The sequence below is a fragment of the Rhizobium sp. PK7-22 genome, from assembly GCF_056530405.1.
Genome location: NZ_CP096513.1, coordinates 498,903 through 513,786, shown reverse-complemented (window position 1 = coordinate 513,786; position 14,884 = coordinate 498,903). Strand labels below are relative to the sequence as shown.

Below are 14,884 nucleotides of genomic sequence, written 5' to 3'. Positions count from 1 at the left end.
TTTTCACGGCTGCAGCCTCAGTTGCGCGGCTGCCAGATTGCCAAGACCACGGTTAATGCAGCAAGCACGGCGGTCAGGATCAAAGGTCCGGTTGCCCCATAGCTGTCAACGACATAACCGCCAATCAAGGCGCCGATGGTAATGGCGACCTGGAAGGAGACCACCATCAGGCTGCCCGCTGCCTCGAGCGCGTCAGGCGCCCCTCGCGACAGGTTGGTCGGCAGCACCACCGGGGCCATACCGAAGGCAAACCCCCAGACAATCGAAAACCCAAAGGCAGCGCCAGTGTTTGCGCCCCAAAGCACCAGGGCCAGCGCCGCAAGCGTCATCAGTACAGCCGTAACCACAAGGGCGGTCCGGACGTTGGCATCGGCCATTCGACCTCCGGCAACATTGCCGATCACAGCGGCGATCCCAAAACCAAGCAGGACCAGCGCTATTGGACCGGTTGCAAGCTGCGTCACCTGCTCCAGGAAGGGCCGCACATAGACTGACCCGGCAAAATGCCCCGTCATTAACAAAAGGATCGCCAGCATGCCCAATTGGATATGGCGCCGCCGCACCAGCCGAAGCATGTCGCCCAGACTGGTGCTTGCGCTGGCAGGCAGCGTCGGCAGGCTGAGCAACTGCAGCAGCATGGCAATCGCGGCAAGTCCGGCTGTCATCGCCATCGCGGTCCGCCAGCCCAGCCAGTCGCTGATCAACGCACCCAACGAGGGGGCCGCTATGGTGGCGAGAGAGACGCCCAGGGTGACGATCGCCATGCCGCGACCTGTGGCACTGGCGCCCACCAACCGTGCAACGACGGAAACTGAAAGCGCCCAAAAAGCGCTGAGTGCTATACCCAGCCCGGCCCGTCCAAGCAGCAAAAGCCAAAATTCCGTCGCTACGGCCGAAATGATGTTCGACCCGATCGCCAGCGCACTCAGACACACCAGAACCGTTTTGCGGTTCAACTTGCCGATGAGGACATTGCTCAACAAGGCAGTAACGGCGCCGACCGAAGCGGTGGCGGTGACAACCTGGCCGGCCGTTCCTTCACTGACGCCAAGATCGTGGGCCAGCGGCGTCAACAGGCCTGCCGGCAAGAACTCGGCTGACACCAGAGCAAAGCTTGTCGCGGCCATCGAGAGAACAGCGAGCCAGGTCGCTGCACTCCATACGGGCGGCTCAGCGACATCAAGCTCGGGATCCACGTCGATTGGTTGTGCTGTTATGTCCGTCATCGCACTGTCTCCTGCGTTCAGGAGAGCTGATATGCAATCATTCCCAGATTATCTGTATCTCAAGATCCGAAATTCATGTCCATTCGTCCGGAACTTGTGCGCCGCACCATGCCGGGAGACACATTGGTGATCCGTTTGAATGCACGGGCGAAGGAGCTCTCGGACTCGTAACCAAGACGGGAAGCGACCTCAGCAACAGAAAGGCCGCCCGCTCCCAGCAGCTCGCGGGCGTGCTGCATCCGGAGACGGGCGAGATAGTGTGCTGCGCCTTCCCCCAAGACGGTGCTGAATCGATCGGCAAAAACCGAGCGCGATTGACCGGCCACGGCAGCAAGGTTTCCAAGGGTCCAGTTGCGGCCGGGGTCTTGGTGCATTGCGGCCAAGACGCGCCCGATATGAGGGTCACGAATGGCCGCGAGCCATCCGGACGTCGACGTTCCGGTACAATTGACCCAGCAGCGGATCAACCGGGCTGTGAGCAAGTCCGCCATACGCGACAGCACGGTCGCGCTACCCATCTGCAACTGCGCGGCCTCCGAAGTCATTGCCGCCAGCAGCGGTCCGATGATCGGGTCATTGCCAGCGACGTCACAGCCCTTGATAATCGGAGGCATCAGAGCAATCAGTGGGTGGAGCGCATAGGCGCCAAGAGCCATTGAGCCGCAGAACAGGGTGCTGGTGGCGCCAGCGCCTTCCTGCACCACTTCACAGACATTGCTACCCAGATCTTTCACCTGGCACTCATCCAGGGAATCGGCGACCACATCCGGCGCACTAGACAATCGATGCTCGGTGCCCTGTGGCAGCAGCACCAGATCGCCGTCACGCAATTCCTGCCAACCTTGCGCGTCGGTAAATAGCCAGCAAGGTCCGTGACTTACGAAATGAAAACGGAGCAGCTGTTGTTGCGGAAACGCGAGGCTCCAGGGCGGACGCAGTTCACATCGGCCGTAGTTGACCCCGCTGAGGCGAAAGTCCTGAAGGATCTCACTTAACGAGTCCATCGGAATTCGTGACGGCTCAGCGAGGTGGGACGAATGATCGGTCATTCGCCACATATACCGACAGAGCGTCCGGATTCAAGATCCCATGGGGCGCCGGCGCGCACTCCCAGACAGACGAGGCGCATGTAATCGCGACGGTCGCCACTGGCGAGGCACCATCTTTTGCGGCGCGGCAGAGGAAGCATCAACCGCCCGCGCTGTCCGGCTGCGGTGAAGTCTTGCTTGTTCTCTTCCCTGATGTGTTACCTGATCCCGTGAAGCGTTTTCCGAGGCTGTCAGGGCGCCTGCTCTTTATCTAGCGTCTTCGTCTGCTCGTTGTTAATCCCCAGTCCGATGCGATGCCCCATTTCCTGTACTGCAACCGAGATGCCTCGAACTGCGCCGGCAAGAACCAGCTCCGCGGCGATAAGCGGATGCTCGCCAACCAACTTGCCGGCCATCTCGGCGCCAGCTGCAGTCTTTGCCTGGTCGAGGATGCCGCTGCCGGTATGCTGGCGGGCCAGTTTTTCGAGTCGTCGTCGCTTTTTGTTTTTGGAGGGTGACGTCGAGTTCAATGAACGGCGGCACCCTTCTGAGGGTTTTTTGGATTGTCCTTTCGCGGCTTCTTTGGCAGAAATGATCCAGCGGCTTCACGGGCGACGTCCATCGCGGCTTCCGATCCACGATGAAATGCCTCGCCGACGATGCCAGCAGCTCTTGCACTCTTTTTGCCGCCCGACTTTGCGGCACCGGCGACGTCTCTGCGGTCTTCAACCAATACCGCCGCGGCAGCGCCTGCGCCTGCGACCAGGGCCTTCGCCAAAACGTCGCGGCCCGTCTTGTTCTTCAGCAGTGCTTTGAGGACAGGGTTCTTACGGATTGTCTTGGGAACCTTGTATCCGGCGACCGTTTTTGGGATTTTGATCTTCTTCATGGTTCGTCCTCTCACTCAGTAAGAAGTTAAACCTCGCCAGTCGGTTCAGGTTCCGCGCGCCTGAACCGACAAGCCTCGGTGAGGGGCCATGGTTTCCGCCCGACAAGGATAGGAAGCCGTCCGGACATGATTTCAACGATCAACACCACACGCCAACAAAAAGACCCCGCATTTGCTGCAGCCCTGCGAACCCTCATATTCGGGCAGTTGTGGTGATTGAATGGATCAAGAGGTCACGGTCCGGAGATTGACGAACAACCGGCCAATCCTACGCGACTACATCCAGCGTCTCGCTGGAACTTCCTGGCCTTGAGCCTCCCGAAGGTCGTTGGAAGCGCCACCTCTCGACGTTGGCCTCCTTGTCTTCCCCAGCAAGATCCTCGAAAGACGCATTCGCGCAGGGTGGACACATCCTGACCAAAGCTCACCCAATTGTGACTGCAGGTTTACGCCCCGCAAGGTCACGTCGTGGCAATCTCAGCCGGCGAATCAATTTACCTGTCCAGGAGCAGTCATGACGACCAGAATGCGCACCATGATCTCGGCTTTCATCTTCTCAGCCGCGATCTGGACGTTGGTGATCGCTGGCGCAGTCATGGCGTTCACAGAAAAACCACACGATCAGGCCCGTTCCCGTGCCATTTCGGTCGGTGAAGGCTGATTTACAGCAACGCAGGTAGTTTGCGGCAGGCGTTCCGGAAAAGCGGTTTGGCTGCCAGTCTCCGCATTTGTCATGGTCACAGTCTCGTCAGCGACCGGGACCGGCGTCGGCTTCCTTGGTTGCGCAACCGCCCAGGGAGCAGAAAAGCTGTGGGTGGGGCGCAACGGTCAGTCAACACGCCCGATCCGAAGACGGCGCACCGGCAATCCTTGGGGTGAGGCGTCCTTTGGTGCAGGCTGCGGACGATCAGCATCGATCAGACGCCACTCGCGCTCAAGCTTATCAAAGACGCTTTGCGGAATTGTCTCAGCCATGTTCGTTCTCTCCTGTATCGTCAAGTTAAAGCATGTCCGGTTTTCGGGCTCAACGAGACTTTCAAAGTAAGCTTACTTTGTAGGGTTAATCCTACTTGCGCCAAGATCATGACCAGACGCGGCTTTTGGCAGGTGAGATCGGCGCCCGAGTGGCAGCAGCTTTTGCGACAAGGCCGCGGGGACCTGAAAAATGCTCGACCAGATTGGTTGGTCGAGCAAGTAGAGCAGTCCGAAACTTCACGTCTCTCACAAAGTGAAGCCCTGGGACTATCCGGGAAACTGGTTAGGATATGTTTACTGCTACATAGGAGGAGCAGGTGCGGCTGGATGGGGAGCTGCTACCAGGGGGCACGAGCACAGTCTGGCTGGTAAGGCTGAACCGTAGCATCACACCCTGCGACGGATATCAACCTGCTCTGCCTCCGCCTTGTCAACGTTTCGTCGCTACTCGTGTCCATCGGTCTAGGTGCCATGCCGGGTCTCCCAACTGGCGCCTGGGTTTAAGCCTGTCTATCGTGCGCCAGCTTGCACGTGCTGGTACCGGTGATTTACAACCTTGCTGTGGCCTGCCTTGCACGCTACTGAAGTGATCACGGGCAGCAGTCAACGAGGACAACATGGCAACTGGTACGGTAAAATTTTTCGCGGAAGACAAGGGCTTTGGCTTCATCACCCCTGATGGGGGCGGCGCTGACGTCTTCGTTCATGTCTCCGGTGTTGTGTCGGGCGGATCGCTTCGCGAAGGCCAGAAGGTCAGCTACGATGTCGGCCAGGACCGCAAGACAGGCAAGGCGAAGGCTGAAAACGTCAGCACGATCTAAAACTACAGCTATTCCCTTGGCTGGAACACATCCGGTAGCGGAGGTGGCTCGCCGCAGTCTCCATTAGGCCTGCGGCCAATCCCACGCGCGTCTCGTTGCCGCGTCTTGCGCCAGACGCCGTGGCATCATCCTGCTTCCGAAATGCCGATGATGATGAGCCCGTGAAGGTCGCCAATGGTCCCTTGATTGCATGGCCGCGCGCCTGTCTCCGCAGCTCACTTCGCCCCACGCTTTTCCTGCACTTCGGTTTCAGGCATGAAAGGTTTACCAATTCAAGATAGTGTCGCGGCGTCTTCGGCTCCCCCTTCGGGCGGCTAACGCAGTGCAGGTCTTCATGAAAACGCTTCTGGCCACGAGCAGCATCTTTGAGTTGGCGCCGGTTGCCATGTGGCTTGAAGACTTCAGCGAGGTGCATGCGCTTTTCAGGCAATGGCGCAGCGACGGCGTGACGGATCTGGGATCATACCTGCGAGAAGATCTTTCCCGGGTGGCGATGTGCTCTCAGAGGATCCGCGTCTTGGCGGTAAACCAGAAGACCCTCGAGCTTTTTGCAGCAGAAGATCTCGATCATCTGATCTTGAACCTCGGTCGCATATTTCGCGACGACATGTTGGACACCCACATCACTGAGCTGACGCACCTATGGGAGGGCAGAGGAGCGTTTTGCAGCAGTGCGGTGAACTACGCGCTCGATGGCCGGCGACTGGATATCCAACTGCGTGGCGTCGTGCTTCCGGGCTATGAAGGCTCGTGGGAACGGGTGCTGGTCACAACGGAGGACGTCACCGCGCGCGAGGATGCAAGACGGCAGGAGCAAGCCAATCACCATCATGCAAAGGCGATGTTCGAGCATTCGCCGGTTTCGCTGTGGATGGAGGACTTCAGCGCCATCAAGACGCTACTCGACGATGTAAGCCACCGTGGGATCATCGACTTTCGTGTCTTTCTGGATGTGCATCCCGAGTTCGTTCAGCAGTGCATGAGCGAGATCCGCGTCATCGACGTCAACCGGGCAACTCTCGAACTGTTTGCTGCCTCTGATCGTGCAACACTGTTGCGCCAGCTCGGCGACATCTTCCGCGATGGAATGATGCAGCCGTTTCGCGAACAGTTGATCGACCTCTGGAATGGCAACCTGTTTCATCAGCGGGAAGTCTTAAACTACGCTCTCGATGGTTCCGAACGACACGTGCTTTTGCAGTTCTCGGTGTTCCCCGGCCATGAGCACGATTGGTCACTGGTTCAGGTTGCCTTGACCGATATCACAGCGCGCAAAAAGGCGGAGGCCTACCTGGAATATCTGGGCAAGCATGACGTGCTGACACGACTGCACAATCGGGCCTTCTATATGGAGGAACTCAACCGGCTGGAACGGAAATCTCTGCGGCCGGTCTCGGCGATTGTCGTTGACCTGAACGGTCTCAAGGAGACCAATGATGAACTTGGCCATGATGCCGGCGACGCACTTCTGAGACGCCTCGGCGAGGTTCTCAATGGCGCTGTCTCAGCCCCCAATCGGGCCGCGCGCATCGGTGGAGACGAGTTTGCGCTGCTGATGCCGGGCGCCGATCGCGTGGCGGCAGCGGCAATGGCCGAAGCGATCCAGGAGCTGCTCAAGATCAACAACCAGTTCTACTCCACCGCTCCGCTGAACATATCTCTGGGAGTTGCCACCAGCGAAGACGGAGAAACGATGGAAGCGCTGATGAAGCGTGCCGATCGGGCCATGTACGAGCAGAAACGCGCGTTCTATGCGGCGTCCGGGCTCATCCAGAGGAGCGCTCGAGGGCGCCGCGAGACGTGACTGCAGTCATCGGTTGGCAGAATGGGCTCAGTCTGATCGCAAAAACCGGACAAGCACCTCACGCGGCCTGAAGTCTACCGCCCGGCGTAATGCCGGTCCTGCACTCACCGTTTTCGCCGTCGCCCAGTCTGAAATCAAAGTCTACTCGACGAGACAGAGAAGGCAGGCCCCACTCGTCTGACACCCAGATCCGACAGATCCTCGAGCAGGATGCCCTCAATTGAAGGCGAAGCCACTGAGCACGGCGCTCATGCCTGTTTAAAAGCCGCACCTCATCTCGATCCGCTCGCGTGCGCGGCTGGCCCGGCGCCTGGCAGGCGGGGGCGACGAGGCGCGGGGACCCCAGTGCATCGCTTTACGCGCGCAACGGTCCGCAAGCTGCCTGGCCAGATCGGGAGGATGATGGCTGCTGGCCATGGCTGCTGATCAGGAGGACAGGCACCGCTGTCGCATGCATCCTTTTCTTTTTTCTCGCGTTCCAGATGGCACAGGGAAAGCGGCAGGGACCCACGTGGAGCGATCAATGACACCTGAAAATGCCAGCAGCGCCAACGACACGAAGCAGCCAAAGCCACGCGTGAGCCCGGAACGGGGCAAGGCTGCGGCTCGCGAGAGCGGCGCTGCCGCTGGCGGCAACCGGGACGTACGGCGCGAACTTGCCGAGCTTCAGAAGCAAGTTGGCGAACTGGACGTGCAGATCACCGCAATCCGGCTGCGCGGTGCCGACCGCGCGGCCGGAGCGTCTGGCACTCCAAGCCTGTCTCAGATTGTTGGATCGGTTGCCACGACCATCCTCGTGGGGGCAATTGTGCGCCGTTTGCCGCTTGGCATGCTTGGCGCTGCTGCAGCGCCCCTGCTGGCCGCCCAGTTCAACCGCCGACTGTGGCCGGCGCTCACCGGCGACCGTTAGCGTCGCCTCGCTTGCGGCAACGGCGCAAGACGCGTCGCTGTGGCGCCATCAGGGACGGCTCCTGTCCCCACTTCCTGCAAGTCCTCGCCTCTCAACATCGCGGGCCCGGTTTGGTGCGTGGCACCTGCAACTTGGTGCCACCTCCCGCTTCTGCTTTTCCTCTGTACCGGCCATGCGAGATCCAATAGGATGGCAAGGTCATCTTGATACATATGATGATGAGTCCGTGGGCGAACCAGGAGAACGCATGCCCGAGATATTGAACAGCCGCGGTCGCCGCTCCTTATCGGCCCAGGTCGCGGACGCTTTGCGGGCGCAGATCGAAGCGGGATATTATGCGCCTGGCGACAAGCTTCCGACGGAACCGGCGCTGATCGATAAGTTTGGACACAGTCGCACGGTGGTGCGTGAGGCCATTGCCGCACTTCGTGCCGATGGACTTGTGGAATCACGACAGGGATCGGGCGTTTTTGTCCTGGCCATGCGCCCCAACGATGCAGGTTTGCCGCTGTTTACCGGCGAAACCGACAAAATCTCCGACATCATTGAAGAGCTGGAACTCCGCATCGGTATCGAAGTAGAAGCGGCTGGCCTGGCCGCAGCGCGCAGTTCGCCGGCCCAAGAGGCGGAAATCCAGGCGCAGGTCGACCGTTTCGCCCAGCTCGTCAAAGACGGCAAGCCCACCGACGAGGCCGACTTCCAATTTCACATGGCCGTCGCCACGGCCACCAATAATGCACGGTTTCGCACATTCCTGGAGCATGTCGGGCGTCGGATGATTCCGCGGGTGAAGTTCAAGACGGTGATGGGCGGCGTTGATCCACTTCCAAGCCGAGACCTGCCGATCTTGCAGGAGCATCGCGATATCGCCGAAGCCATTCTTGCACGCGATCCCGATCGCGCCCGCGAGGCCATGCGCCGCCATCTCGTCACCGGGATCAAGCGCTACCGGTCATTGACCTCCTGGAATTCGGGTGCAAACGAGTCAATGACTGGTTGACTCATTCCAAAAGTCATCATATGAATCTCGCAGTCATCGAATTGGATTGCGGGAGGACGCATTGTCGCCGGAAGAATTAAAGCTGCAGGTCGGGTCGGGTCTTTTGTCCTTTCCTGTCACTCACTTCACCCCTGACCTGACGCTGGACCTGGACAGCTATCGTCGTCATGTCGCCTGGCTGTCGGGATTTGATGCTGCTGCGCTTTTTGCGGCCGGCGGCACCGGCGAGTTCTTCTCGCTGTCGCCTCGGGAAGTCGGACAAGTGACCCGCGCGGCCAAGGAGGTCTCGGGAACGGTGCCGATTATCGCCGGCTGTGGCTATGGCACCGCGCTTGCGGTCGAAACGGCAGCGATTGTTGCAAAAGCGGGCGCCGATGGCATCCTGCTACTTCCCCATTATCTGACGGAAGCGCCGCAGGAGGGCATCTACGCGCACGTCAAGGCGGTGTGCGACTCCACCGAGCTTGGCGTCATCCTCTATAACCGCGCCAATTCGGTCGCCAATGCCGACACGGTGGCGCGCCTGGCCGAAGCTTGCCCCAATCTCATCGGCTTCAAGGACGGCACCGGCAAGGTCGACCTGGTGCGCCACGTCACTGCCAAGCTCGGCGATCGCCTCTGCTACATCGGCGGCATGCCGACCCATGAGCTTTTTGCCGAAGGCTTCAACGGCGTCGGCGTCACAACCTATTCCTCCGCTGTCTTCAACTTCGTGCCGGAGCTTGCGCAGCGCTTTTATCGCGCTATGCGCGCCGGTGACCGGGCGGTGATGGAGGGGTTGCTGCATTCGTTCTTCTTTCCCTTCGCGGCGTTGCGCGACCGCAAGCCCGGGTATCCCGTCTCGATCATCAAGGCAGGCGTCGACCTGGTCGGCTTCGGATCCGGCCCGGTGCGTCCACCGCTTGTCGATCTGACGGCGCAAGAGCGCGACATCCTGCGCGGCCTGATCGACGGGGCGCGCGCTTAGTCCAGCCTGCGACGTCAAAATGTTTTTGGCGTCGCAGATCATCCATCAATCACTATTTCACTTGGGAGGAGTGTCATGGCTAAAAACAAATCGTGGGTCATCGCAGGCGCGGTGGCGGCAGTCGGTCTTGCTGGCTCGGTTGCAGCGCAAGACGGATCGCAGATCACCGTGGTGCTGCCGGAGCAGCCGGCCAATCTTGAACCCTGCGGTACCATTATCACCAATGTCGGTCAGATCCTGAGCCGCAATGTCGTGGAGCCGCTGACGATCATCGATGCCGGCACCGGTCAGCCGACGCCTGGGCTGGCGACAGAATGGACGCAGACCGATCCCAATACCTGGCGCATCACGCTACGCGATAACGTCAGCTTCCACGACGGCGAGAAGCTCGATGCCGACGCCGTGAAAAGCTCCATCGAGCGGATGACGGGCGGCAAGGTCACCTGCAGCAATACCGCCAAATTCGGCAGTTCGAAACTGGCCGTCACGGCCGTCGACGACCACACCGTCGAGATCAAATCCGACACGCCGCAGCCGATCTTGCCGACGCTGCTGAGCGTCGTCATGGTCGTCTCACCCAACACGCCGCCCGACACGGCCGTCAACGATCCGATCGGGACCGGCCCTTTCACCCTGGCGCGCTTTACCAACGAGACAGTTGAGCTTGAAGCCTTTGATGGCTACTGGGGCGAAAAGCCGGCCATCACCAAGGCAAGCTACGTCTGGCGTCCGGAATCGTCGATCCGCGCTGCCATGGTCGAAACCGGGGAGGCCGATCTGACGCCGTCGATCGCCATCCAGGATGCCACCAATCCGCAGACGGACTTCTCCTACCTGAACTCCGAAACCACCGCCATGCGTATCGATACCGGGTTTGCGCCGCTCGACGATGTTCGGGTCCGCAAGGCGCTCAACCTGGCGATCGACTGGGAGGGACTGGCGCAGTTGTTTGGCGATGACATCCAGCGGGCGTCGCAGATGGTGGTGGCCGGCATCAATGGTCACAACGAGACGCTGGCGCCGTGGACGTTTGATGCGGAGCAGGCGCGGGCGCTGGTGGCTGAGGCAAAGGCTGCCGGTGTCCCCGTCGACACCGAGATCGAGCTCATCGGCCGCAATGGCATCTATCCCAATGGATCAGAAGCCATGGAGGCGATGGCGGCGATGTGGCAGGATGTGGGCTTGAACGTCAAGCTGACGATGCTGGATGTCAACGACTGGCTGCGCTACCTGCAAAAGCCGTTTCCGGATGGTCGTGGTCCCAATCTGCTACAGATGATGCACGACAACAACAAGGGCGACGCCGCCTTTACCGTCCCGATCTTCTATTCCTCGGCAGGAAGCTACTCGACGGTCGACAACGGCGACCTCGATGAGCAGATAGCAGAAGCCTTGGCGGCAACCGGCGACGAGCGGACGCAGAAGTTCAAGGCGATCTTTGCCAAGGTTCACGACGATCTGGCGCTCGACATCCCGATGTTTCACATGATCGGCTACACCCGCGTGGGCGCGCGTCTGGACTGGAAGCCCGATATCACCACCAACAGCGAGATCCCGCTCGCCAATATCGGCCTTAACAACTGAGCAGGATAACGACGTGCAAGCGCTGGCGATAATCAGCGCTTGCTGCCGTCCCAGCCAAACCCGAGGCTTCGTATGATGTTCGGCTTTATCGGCCGACGGGCGTATCACAGCTTGATTTCGATGATCGGCCTGTTGACGCTTGTCTTTTTCCTCACGCGTCTGACCGGCGATCCGTCGGCGCTCTACCTGCCGCTCGATTCCAGCATCGAGGCGCGCCAGGCCTTTGCCCGACTCAATGGCCTTGATCAGCCGGTTCATCTGCAATTCCTGCAGTATCTGCAAAACCTCCTGTCGCTCGATTTCGGTCAGTCGCTGCGACAGAACCGGTCGGCCATCGAGGTGGCGCTGGAGGCGTTTCCAGCCACGTTGAAGCTGGCAGCCGTTGCCATGTCTCTTTCCGTGGTGCTGGCCGTCGTCGTCGGTGCCCTGGCGGCGGCCCGGCCCGGTAGCCTGTTTGACCGGGTGGCGGGGCTCTTGTCCCTAGGCGGCGCCAGCACCCCCGACTTCTGGATCGCCATCGTCGGCATCCTGGTCTTTGCCGTCGGCTTCGGTGTCCTGCCAACCTCTGGGACCGGCACGCCGCTGCACTGGGTCATGCCGATCGCCGTTTTGATGCTGCGCCCCTTCGGGCTGCTGGTGCAGGTGGTGCGGGGAACGATGATCTCGGCGCTCGCCTCTCCCTACATCAAGACCGCACAAGCCAAAGGGATGAAGCGCCGCAAGATTATCTTCAGCCACGCGCTGCGCAACTCGCTGCTGCCGGTCATCACCGTTGCCGGCGACCTGGCGACAGGACTGATCAACGGCGCCGTGGTCGTCGAGACGATCTTCGGCTGGCCCGGTATCGGCAAACTGATGATCGACTCCATCATCCAGAGGGATTTTGCTGTCGTGCAGTCGACCATTCTGGTCACGGCGCTTGCCATCTTCGCCGTCAACATCGCCATCGATCTTCTCTATGCGGTCCTTGATCCGCGCATCCGCTACTGAGGGAGGCCGCATGGCTGAGATTACGCCGTCATTGGTCCGACCGTCTGGCAAGCTGCGGCAGCTCGCCATCTACCTGACGCGCGACAAGCTGGCGCTTTGCGCCGCTCTGTTCTTGCTGTGCCTGATCCTGTGTGCCCTCCTTGGACCTCTGCTGGTTGGCGACCTTGCAGGCAAGCTGGGGCTGAGGCACCGAAACCTGGCGCCCTTCACGTGGGAGCAGGGCCCTGTCTACGTCCTGGGCGCCGACACGCTTGGGCGCCCAATCCTGGCGCGGCTGATCGTTGGCGCACAGACGACGCTTGGCATCGCAGCCGCCGCGGTCTTCTGTTCGATGGCTGTCGGCGGCACCCTTGGCCTGGTGGCCGGCTACTCGGAGCGCTGGTACAGCCACGTGATCTTACGGCTCGCCGACGTCATCATGAGCTTTCCGTCGCTGCTGCTTGCACTCATCGTCCTCTACACGCTGGGGCCCAGCGTCACCAACCTTGTCGTGGTGCTGGCGATCACACGCTTGCCGGTCTTCATCCGCACTGCACGCGCCGAGGTGCTTGAACTGCGTGAGCGTATGTTCGTCAGTGCTGCGCGCGCCATGGGCGCCAGCACCAGCCGCATCCTGTTGCGCCACATCGCCCCCTTGGTGCTGCCAACGCTGGTCACGATCGCGGCGATCGACTTTTCCACGGTCATTCTGGCGGAATCGTCGCTCAGCTTTCTCGGCCTTGGCATCCAGCCCCCGGATTTCACCTGGGGCGCCATGGTGGCCAACGGCCGAGGCTATCTGGCGTCGGCGTGGTGGATCGCCTTCTGGCCTGGCCTCCTCATCCTGCTAACTACCCTTTCTCTCAATATCCTTGCCAGTTGGGGTCGCACCGTCGCCGACCCACAGCAGCGCTGGCGTCTGCAATCGCGACGAAAGGCTGCCCGATGAGTGCTGCAGGCAAACCCATCTTGACGATCAAAGCACTGACTGTGGACTTTCTGTCGGAGGACGCAGCCGTGCGAGCGGTGGATGACGTTTCCTTTGACGTCTGCGAAGGAGAGACGCTGGTCATCCTGGGCGAGAGCGGTTCGGGAAAAAGCGTCAGTACCGGTACGGTGATGGGCTTGATTGACTGCCCTCCCGGCGACATCGTCGCCGGATCGCTGGTGTTCGACGGCATCGACCTGACATCGCTGGGACAGGAGGGGCGACGGCAACTCAATGGCCGGCGCATGGCGATGATCTTCCAGGATCCGCTTGCCTATCTGAACCCGGTGATTTCCGTCGGTCGCCAGATTGAGGAAGTGTTTGAAAGCCATCAAGGTGGTGGCACCGCAGCATCCGTGCGCAGCAAGGTGGTTGGGCTTTTGGAGCGCGTGGGAATTTCCGACGCGGCGCGACGGTTCCACGATTATCCGCACCAGTTCTCCGGGGGCCAAAGGCAGCGCATCATGATTGCCATGGCCATTGCGCTGAAGCCGGATGTCCTCATCGCAGACGAGCCGACGACGGCTCTCGACGTCAGCGTCCAGGCGCAGATCCTCGAGCTCCTCCAGGATCTGCAGCGGGAGACCGGCATGGCGCTGATCCTGATCACCCATGACCTGGAGGTGGCCGCGGCCATGGCCGACCGGATCATCGTCATGAACGGCGGCAAGGTGGTTGAGACCGGTCGAGCCGAGGACGTCTTCACCCGGCCGATGCATGCCTACACCAAACGCCTGATGGCGGCTGTGCCGCATGCCGCTCCCGCCGTGCGGCCAGGACGGCAACCGGCGGCCCGGGAGGTTCTGCTAACCGTCGAGCACCTGAGCAAGCATTTCACGCTGGCGGCAGGGCCGTTTGCAGCGAAACGGGAGTTTCGGGCGGTCGATGACGTCAGCTTCACCGTCGGGCGCGGGGAAACCGTCGGCATTGTTGGCGAGTCAGGTTCTGGCAAATCCAGCATTGCGCGCATGCTGCTGCGGTTGAGCGAACCGACGGCCGGCAGGGCGCTGCTTGCAGGGGAAGACATCTTTACGCTGCAGGGGCGGGCACTCAATGACTATCGCCGCCGGGTGCAGATGGTCTTCCAGGACCCGTTCGGTTCCATGAACCCGCGCATGACCGTTTCGCAGATCATTTCCGAGCCCTGGGCCATCCACCGTGACATCCTCGAAAGGCCGCGATGGCATGAACGGGTGGTGGAGCTTCTTGAGCGTGTCGGGCTTAAGTCGGAGCATTGCGGGCGCTATCCGCATCAGTTCTCAGGCGGGCAAAGACAGCGCATCGCCATTGCCCGCGCGCTCGCCAGCGACCCGGAGTTGATCGTCTGCGACGAGGCCGTCTCGGCGCTTGACGTCTCCATCCAGATGCAGGTCATCGAACTCCTGGCGGAGCTTCGCCAATCGCTCGGCCTGTCTTATATCTTCATCACCCACGACCTTCCGATCGTGCGCCAATTCGCCGATAGGGTGCTCGTCATGAAAGCAGGCAAGATCGTCGAGGAGGGTGGCACCGAGGCGATCTTCGCACACCCGTGCCACGATTATACCCGCGTGCTGCTCAACGCCGTGCCACGGCCCAAATGGCTTGCCGCCGAGGGGCGTTAAAAGCAAGCGCCGGTTGCCATGCGGTAGCCGCGTTCCCATTGGCGACGCACATCATCCCCCGGGCAGCGTTGCGTACGGTAGCGGCAGCTTTGGCGGCGGATCACAGCAGCATTTCCCGC

At 60.8% G+C, this 14,884-nt stretch carries 15 protein-coding genes; 10 read left to right on the top strand and 5 right to left on the bottom strand.

Going from position 1 to position 14,884, the window contains the following annotated elements; translation table 11 throughout:
* Positions 1 to 17: 17 nt before the first annotated feature.
* From M1E10_RS02540 to M1E10_RS02525, 4 genes are all read right to left on the bottom strand, one after another.
* Complete coding sequence (locus tag M1E10_RS02540) at positions 18 to 1,226, bottom strand: MFS transporter (protein ID WP_499172562.1); 1,209 nt, start codon at positions 1,224 to 1,226, stop codon at positions 18 to 20.
* Positions 1,227 to 1,285: 59 nt separating this feature from the next.
* Positions 1,286 to 2,275 (bottom strand): cupin domain-containing protein, encoded by a 990-nt coding sequence (locus M1E10_RS02535; protein WP_499172561.1) that lies wholly within the window; start codon positions 2,273 to 2,275, stop codon positions 1,286 to 1,288.
* 230 nt (positions 2,276 to 2,505) lie between these two features.
* Positions 2,506 to 2,784 carry a hypothetical protein gene (locus M1E10_RS02530; protein WP_499172560.1) on the bottom strand — a complete coding sequence of 93 codons (279 nt, stop codon included), beginning with the start codon at positions 2,782 to 2,784 and terminating at the stop codon, positions 2,506 to 2,508.
* A complete protein-coding gene (locus M1E10_RS02525) occupies positions 2,781 to 3,143 on the bottom strand; it encodes a hypothetical protein (RefSeq protein ID WP_499172559.1) in 363 nt (120 codons plus the stop codon). The genes M1E10_RS02530 and M1E10_RS02525 overlap by 4 nt, the downstream gene beginning before the upstream one ends.
* 526 nt (positions 3,144 to 3,669) lie before the next feature.
* Between M1E10_RS02525 and M1E10_RS02520 the strand changes: the two genes are divergently transcribed.
* Complete coding sequence (locus M1E10_RS02520; RefSeq protein WP_499172558.1) at positions 3,670 to 3,804, top strand: hypothetical protein; 135 nt, start codon at positions 3,670 to 3,672, stop codon at positions 3,802 to 3,804.
* A 167-nt stretch (positions 3,805 to 3,971) separates the two neighbouring features.
* On the opposite strand, the gene M1E10_RS02515 is transcribed toward M1E10_RS02520, so the two are convergent.
* Positions 3,972 to 4,118 carry a hypothetical protein gene (locus M1E10_RS02515; protein WP_499172557.1) on the bottom strand — a complete coding sequence of 49 codons (147 nt, stop codon included), beginning with the start codon at positions 4,116 to 4,118 and terminating at the stop codon, positions 3,972 to 3,974.
* 617 nt (positions 4,119 to 4,735) lie between these two features.
* Here M1E10_RS02515 and M1E10_RS02510 point away from each other — a divergent pair.
* The 9 genes from M1E10_RS02510 to M1E10_RS02470 all read left to right on the top strand — a co-directional run bounded on the left by M1E10_RS02510 (position 4,736) and on the right by M1E10_RS02470 (position 14,765).
* Positions 4,736 to 4,939 carry a cold-shock protein gene (locus M1E10_RS02510; RefSeq protein WP_499172556.1) on the top strand — a complete coding sequence of 68 codons (204 nt, stop codon included), beginning with the start codon at positions 4,736 to 4,738 and terminating at the stop codon, positions 4,937 to 4,939.
* A 334-nt stretch (positions 4,940 to 5,273) separates the two neighbouring features.
* A complete protein-coding gene (locus tag M1E10_RS02505; RefSeq protein WP_499173446.1) occupies positions 5,274 to 6,743 on the top strand; it encodes a sensor domain-containing diguanylate cyclase in 1,470 nt (489 codons plus the stop codon).
* Between the two features lie 523 nt (positions 6,744 to 7,266).
* Positions 7,267 to 7,653, top strand: coding sequence for a hypothetical protein (locus M1E10_RS02500; protein ID WP_499172555.1), 387 nt, complete (start codon positions 7,267 to 7,269; stop codon positions 7,651 to 7,653).
* A gap of 247 nt (positions 7,654 to 7,900) precedes the next feature.
* Entirely contained in the window at positions 7,901 to 8,653 is a 753-nt protein-coding gene (locus tag M1E10_RS02495; protein ID WP_499173445.1) for a FadR/GntR family transcriptional regulator, read from the top strand.
* A 61-nt stretch (positions 8,654 to 8,714) separates the two neighbouring features.
* Positions 8,715 to 9,620: a 5-dehydro-4-deoxyglucarate dehydratase gene (gene kdgD / locus M1E10_RS02490; protein ID WP_499172554.1), complete on the top strand. Its 906-nt coding sequence runs from the start codon at positions 8,715 to 8,717 to the stop codon at positions 9,618 to 9,620.
* 75 nt (positions 9,621 to 9,695) lie between these two features.
* Positions 9,696 to 11,204, top strand: coding sequence for an ABC transporter substrate-binding protein (locus M1E10_RS02485; RefSeq protein WP_499172553.1), 1,509 nt, complete (start codon positions 9,696 to 9,698; stop codon positions 11,202 to 11,204).
* A gap of 75 nt (positions 11,205 to 11,279) precedes the next feature.
* Positions 11,280 to 12,194, top strand: coding sequence for an ABC transporter permease (locus tag M1E10_RS02480; RefSeq protein ID WP_499173444.1), 915 nt, complete (start codon positions 11,280 to 11,282; stop codon positions 12,192 to 12,194).
* A 10-nt stretch (positions 12,195 to 12,204) separates the two neighbouring features.
* A complete protein-coding gene (locus tag M1E10_RS02475) occupies positions 12,205 to 13,122 on the top strand; it encodes an ABC transporter permease (RefSeq protein ID WP_499172552.1) in 918 nt (305 codons plus the stop codon).
* Positions 13,119 to 14,765, top strand: coding sequence for an ABC transporter ATP-binding protein (locus tag M1E10_RS02470; protein WP_499172551.1), 1,647 nt, complete (start codon positions 13,119 to 13,121; stop codon positions 14,763 to 14,765). The genes M1E10_RS02475 and M1E10_RS02470 overlap by 4 nt, the downstream gene beginning before the upstream one ends.
* The last annotated feature ends 119 nt before the right edge of the window (positions 14,766 to 14,884 follow it).

What these genes read in the sequence shown, in the direction of transcription:
- M1E10_RS02470 (WP_499172551.1), top strand. Translation starts at nt 13,119, where the DNA reads ATGAGTGCTGCAGGCAAACCCATCTTGACGATCAAAGCACTGACTGTG.
- M1E10_RS02495 (WP_499173445.1), top strand. Translation starts at nt 7,901, where the DNA reads ATGCCCGAGATATTGAACAGCCGCGGTCGCCGCTCCTTATCGGCCCAG.
- M1E10_RS02540 (WP_499172562.1), bottom strand. Translation starts at nt 1,226, where the DNA reads ATGACGGACATAACAGCACAACCAATCGACGTGGATCCCGAGCTTGAT.
- M1E10_RS02475 (WP_499172552.1), top strand. Translation starts at nt 12,205, where the DNA reads ATGGCTGAGATTACGCCGTCATTGGTCCGACCGTCTGGCAAGCTGCGG.
- M1E10_RS02510 (WP_499172556.1), top strand. Translation starts at nt 4,736, where the DNA reads ATGGCAACTGGTACGGTAAAATTTTTCGCGGAAGACAAGGGCTTTGGC.
- M1E10_RS02535 (WP_499172561.1), bottom strand. Translation starts at nt 2,275, where the DNA reads ATGACCGATCATTCGTCCCACCTCGCTGAGCCGTCACGAATTCCGATG.
- M1E10_RS02480 (WP_499173444.1), top strand. Translation starts at nt 11,280, where the DNA reads ATGTTCGGCTTTATCGGCCGACGGGCGTATCACAGCTTGATTTCGATG.
- M1E10_RS02525 (WP_499172559.1), bottom strand. Translation starts at nt 3,143, where the DNA reads ATGAAGAAGATCAAAATCCCAAAAACGGTCGCCGGATACAAGGTTCCC.
- M1E10_RS02520 (WP_499172558.1), top strand. Translation starts at nt 3,670, where the DNA reads ATGCGCACCATGATCTCGGCTTTCATCTTCTCAGCCGCGATCTGGACG.
- M1E10_RS02500 (WP_499172555.1), top strand. Translation starts at nt 7,267, where the DNA reads ATGACACCTGAAAATGCCAGCAGCGCCAACGACACGAAGCAGCCAAAG.
- M1E10_RS02515 (WP_499172557.1), bottom strand. Translation starts at nt 4,118, where the DNA reads ATGGCTGAGACAATTCCGCAAAGCGTCTTTGATAAGCTTGAGCGCGAG.
- M1E10_RS02505 (WP_499173446.1), top strand. Translation starts at nt 5,274, where the DNA reads ATGAAAACGCTTCTGGCCACGAGCAGCATCTTTGAGTTGGCGCCGGTT.
- M1E10_RS02485 (WP_499172553.1), top strand. Translation starts at nt 9,696, where the DNA reads ATGGCTAAAAACAAATCGTGGGTCATCGCAGGCGCGGTGGCGGCAGTC.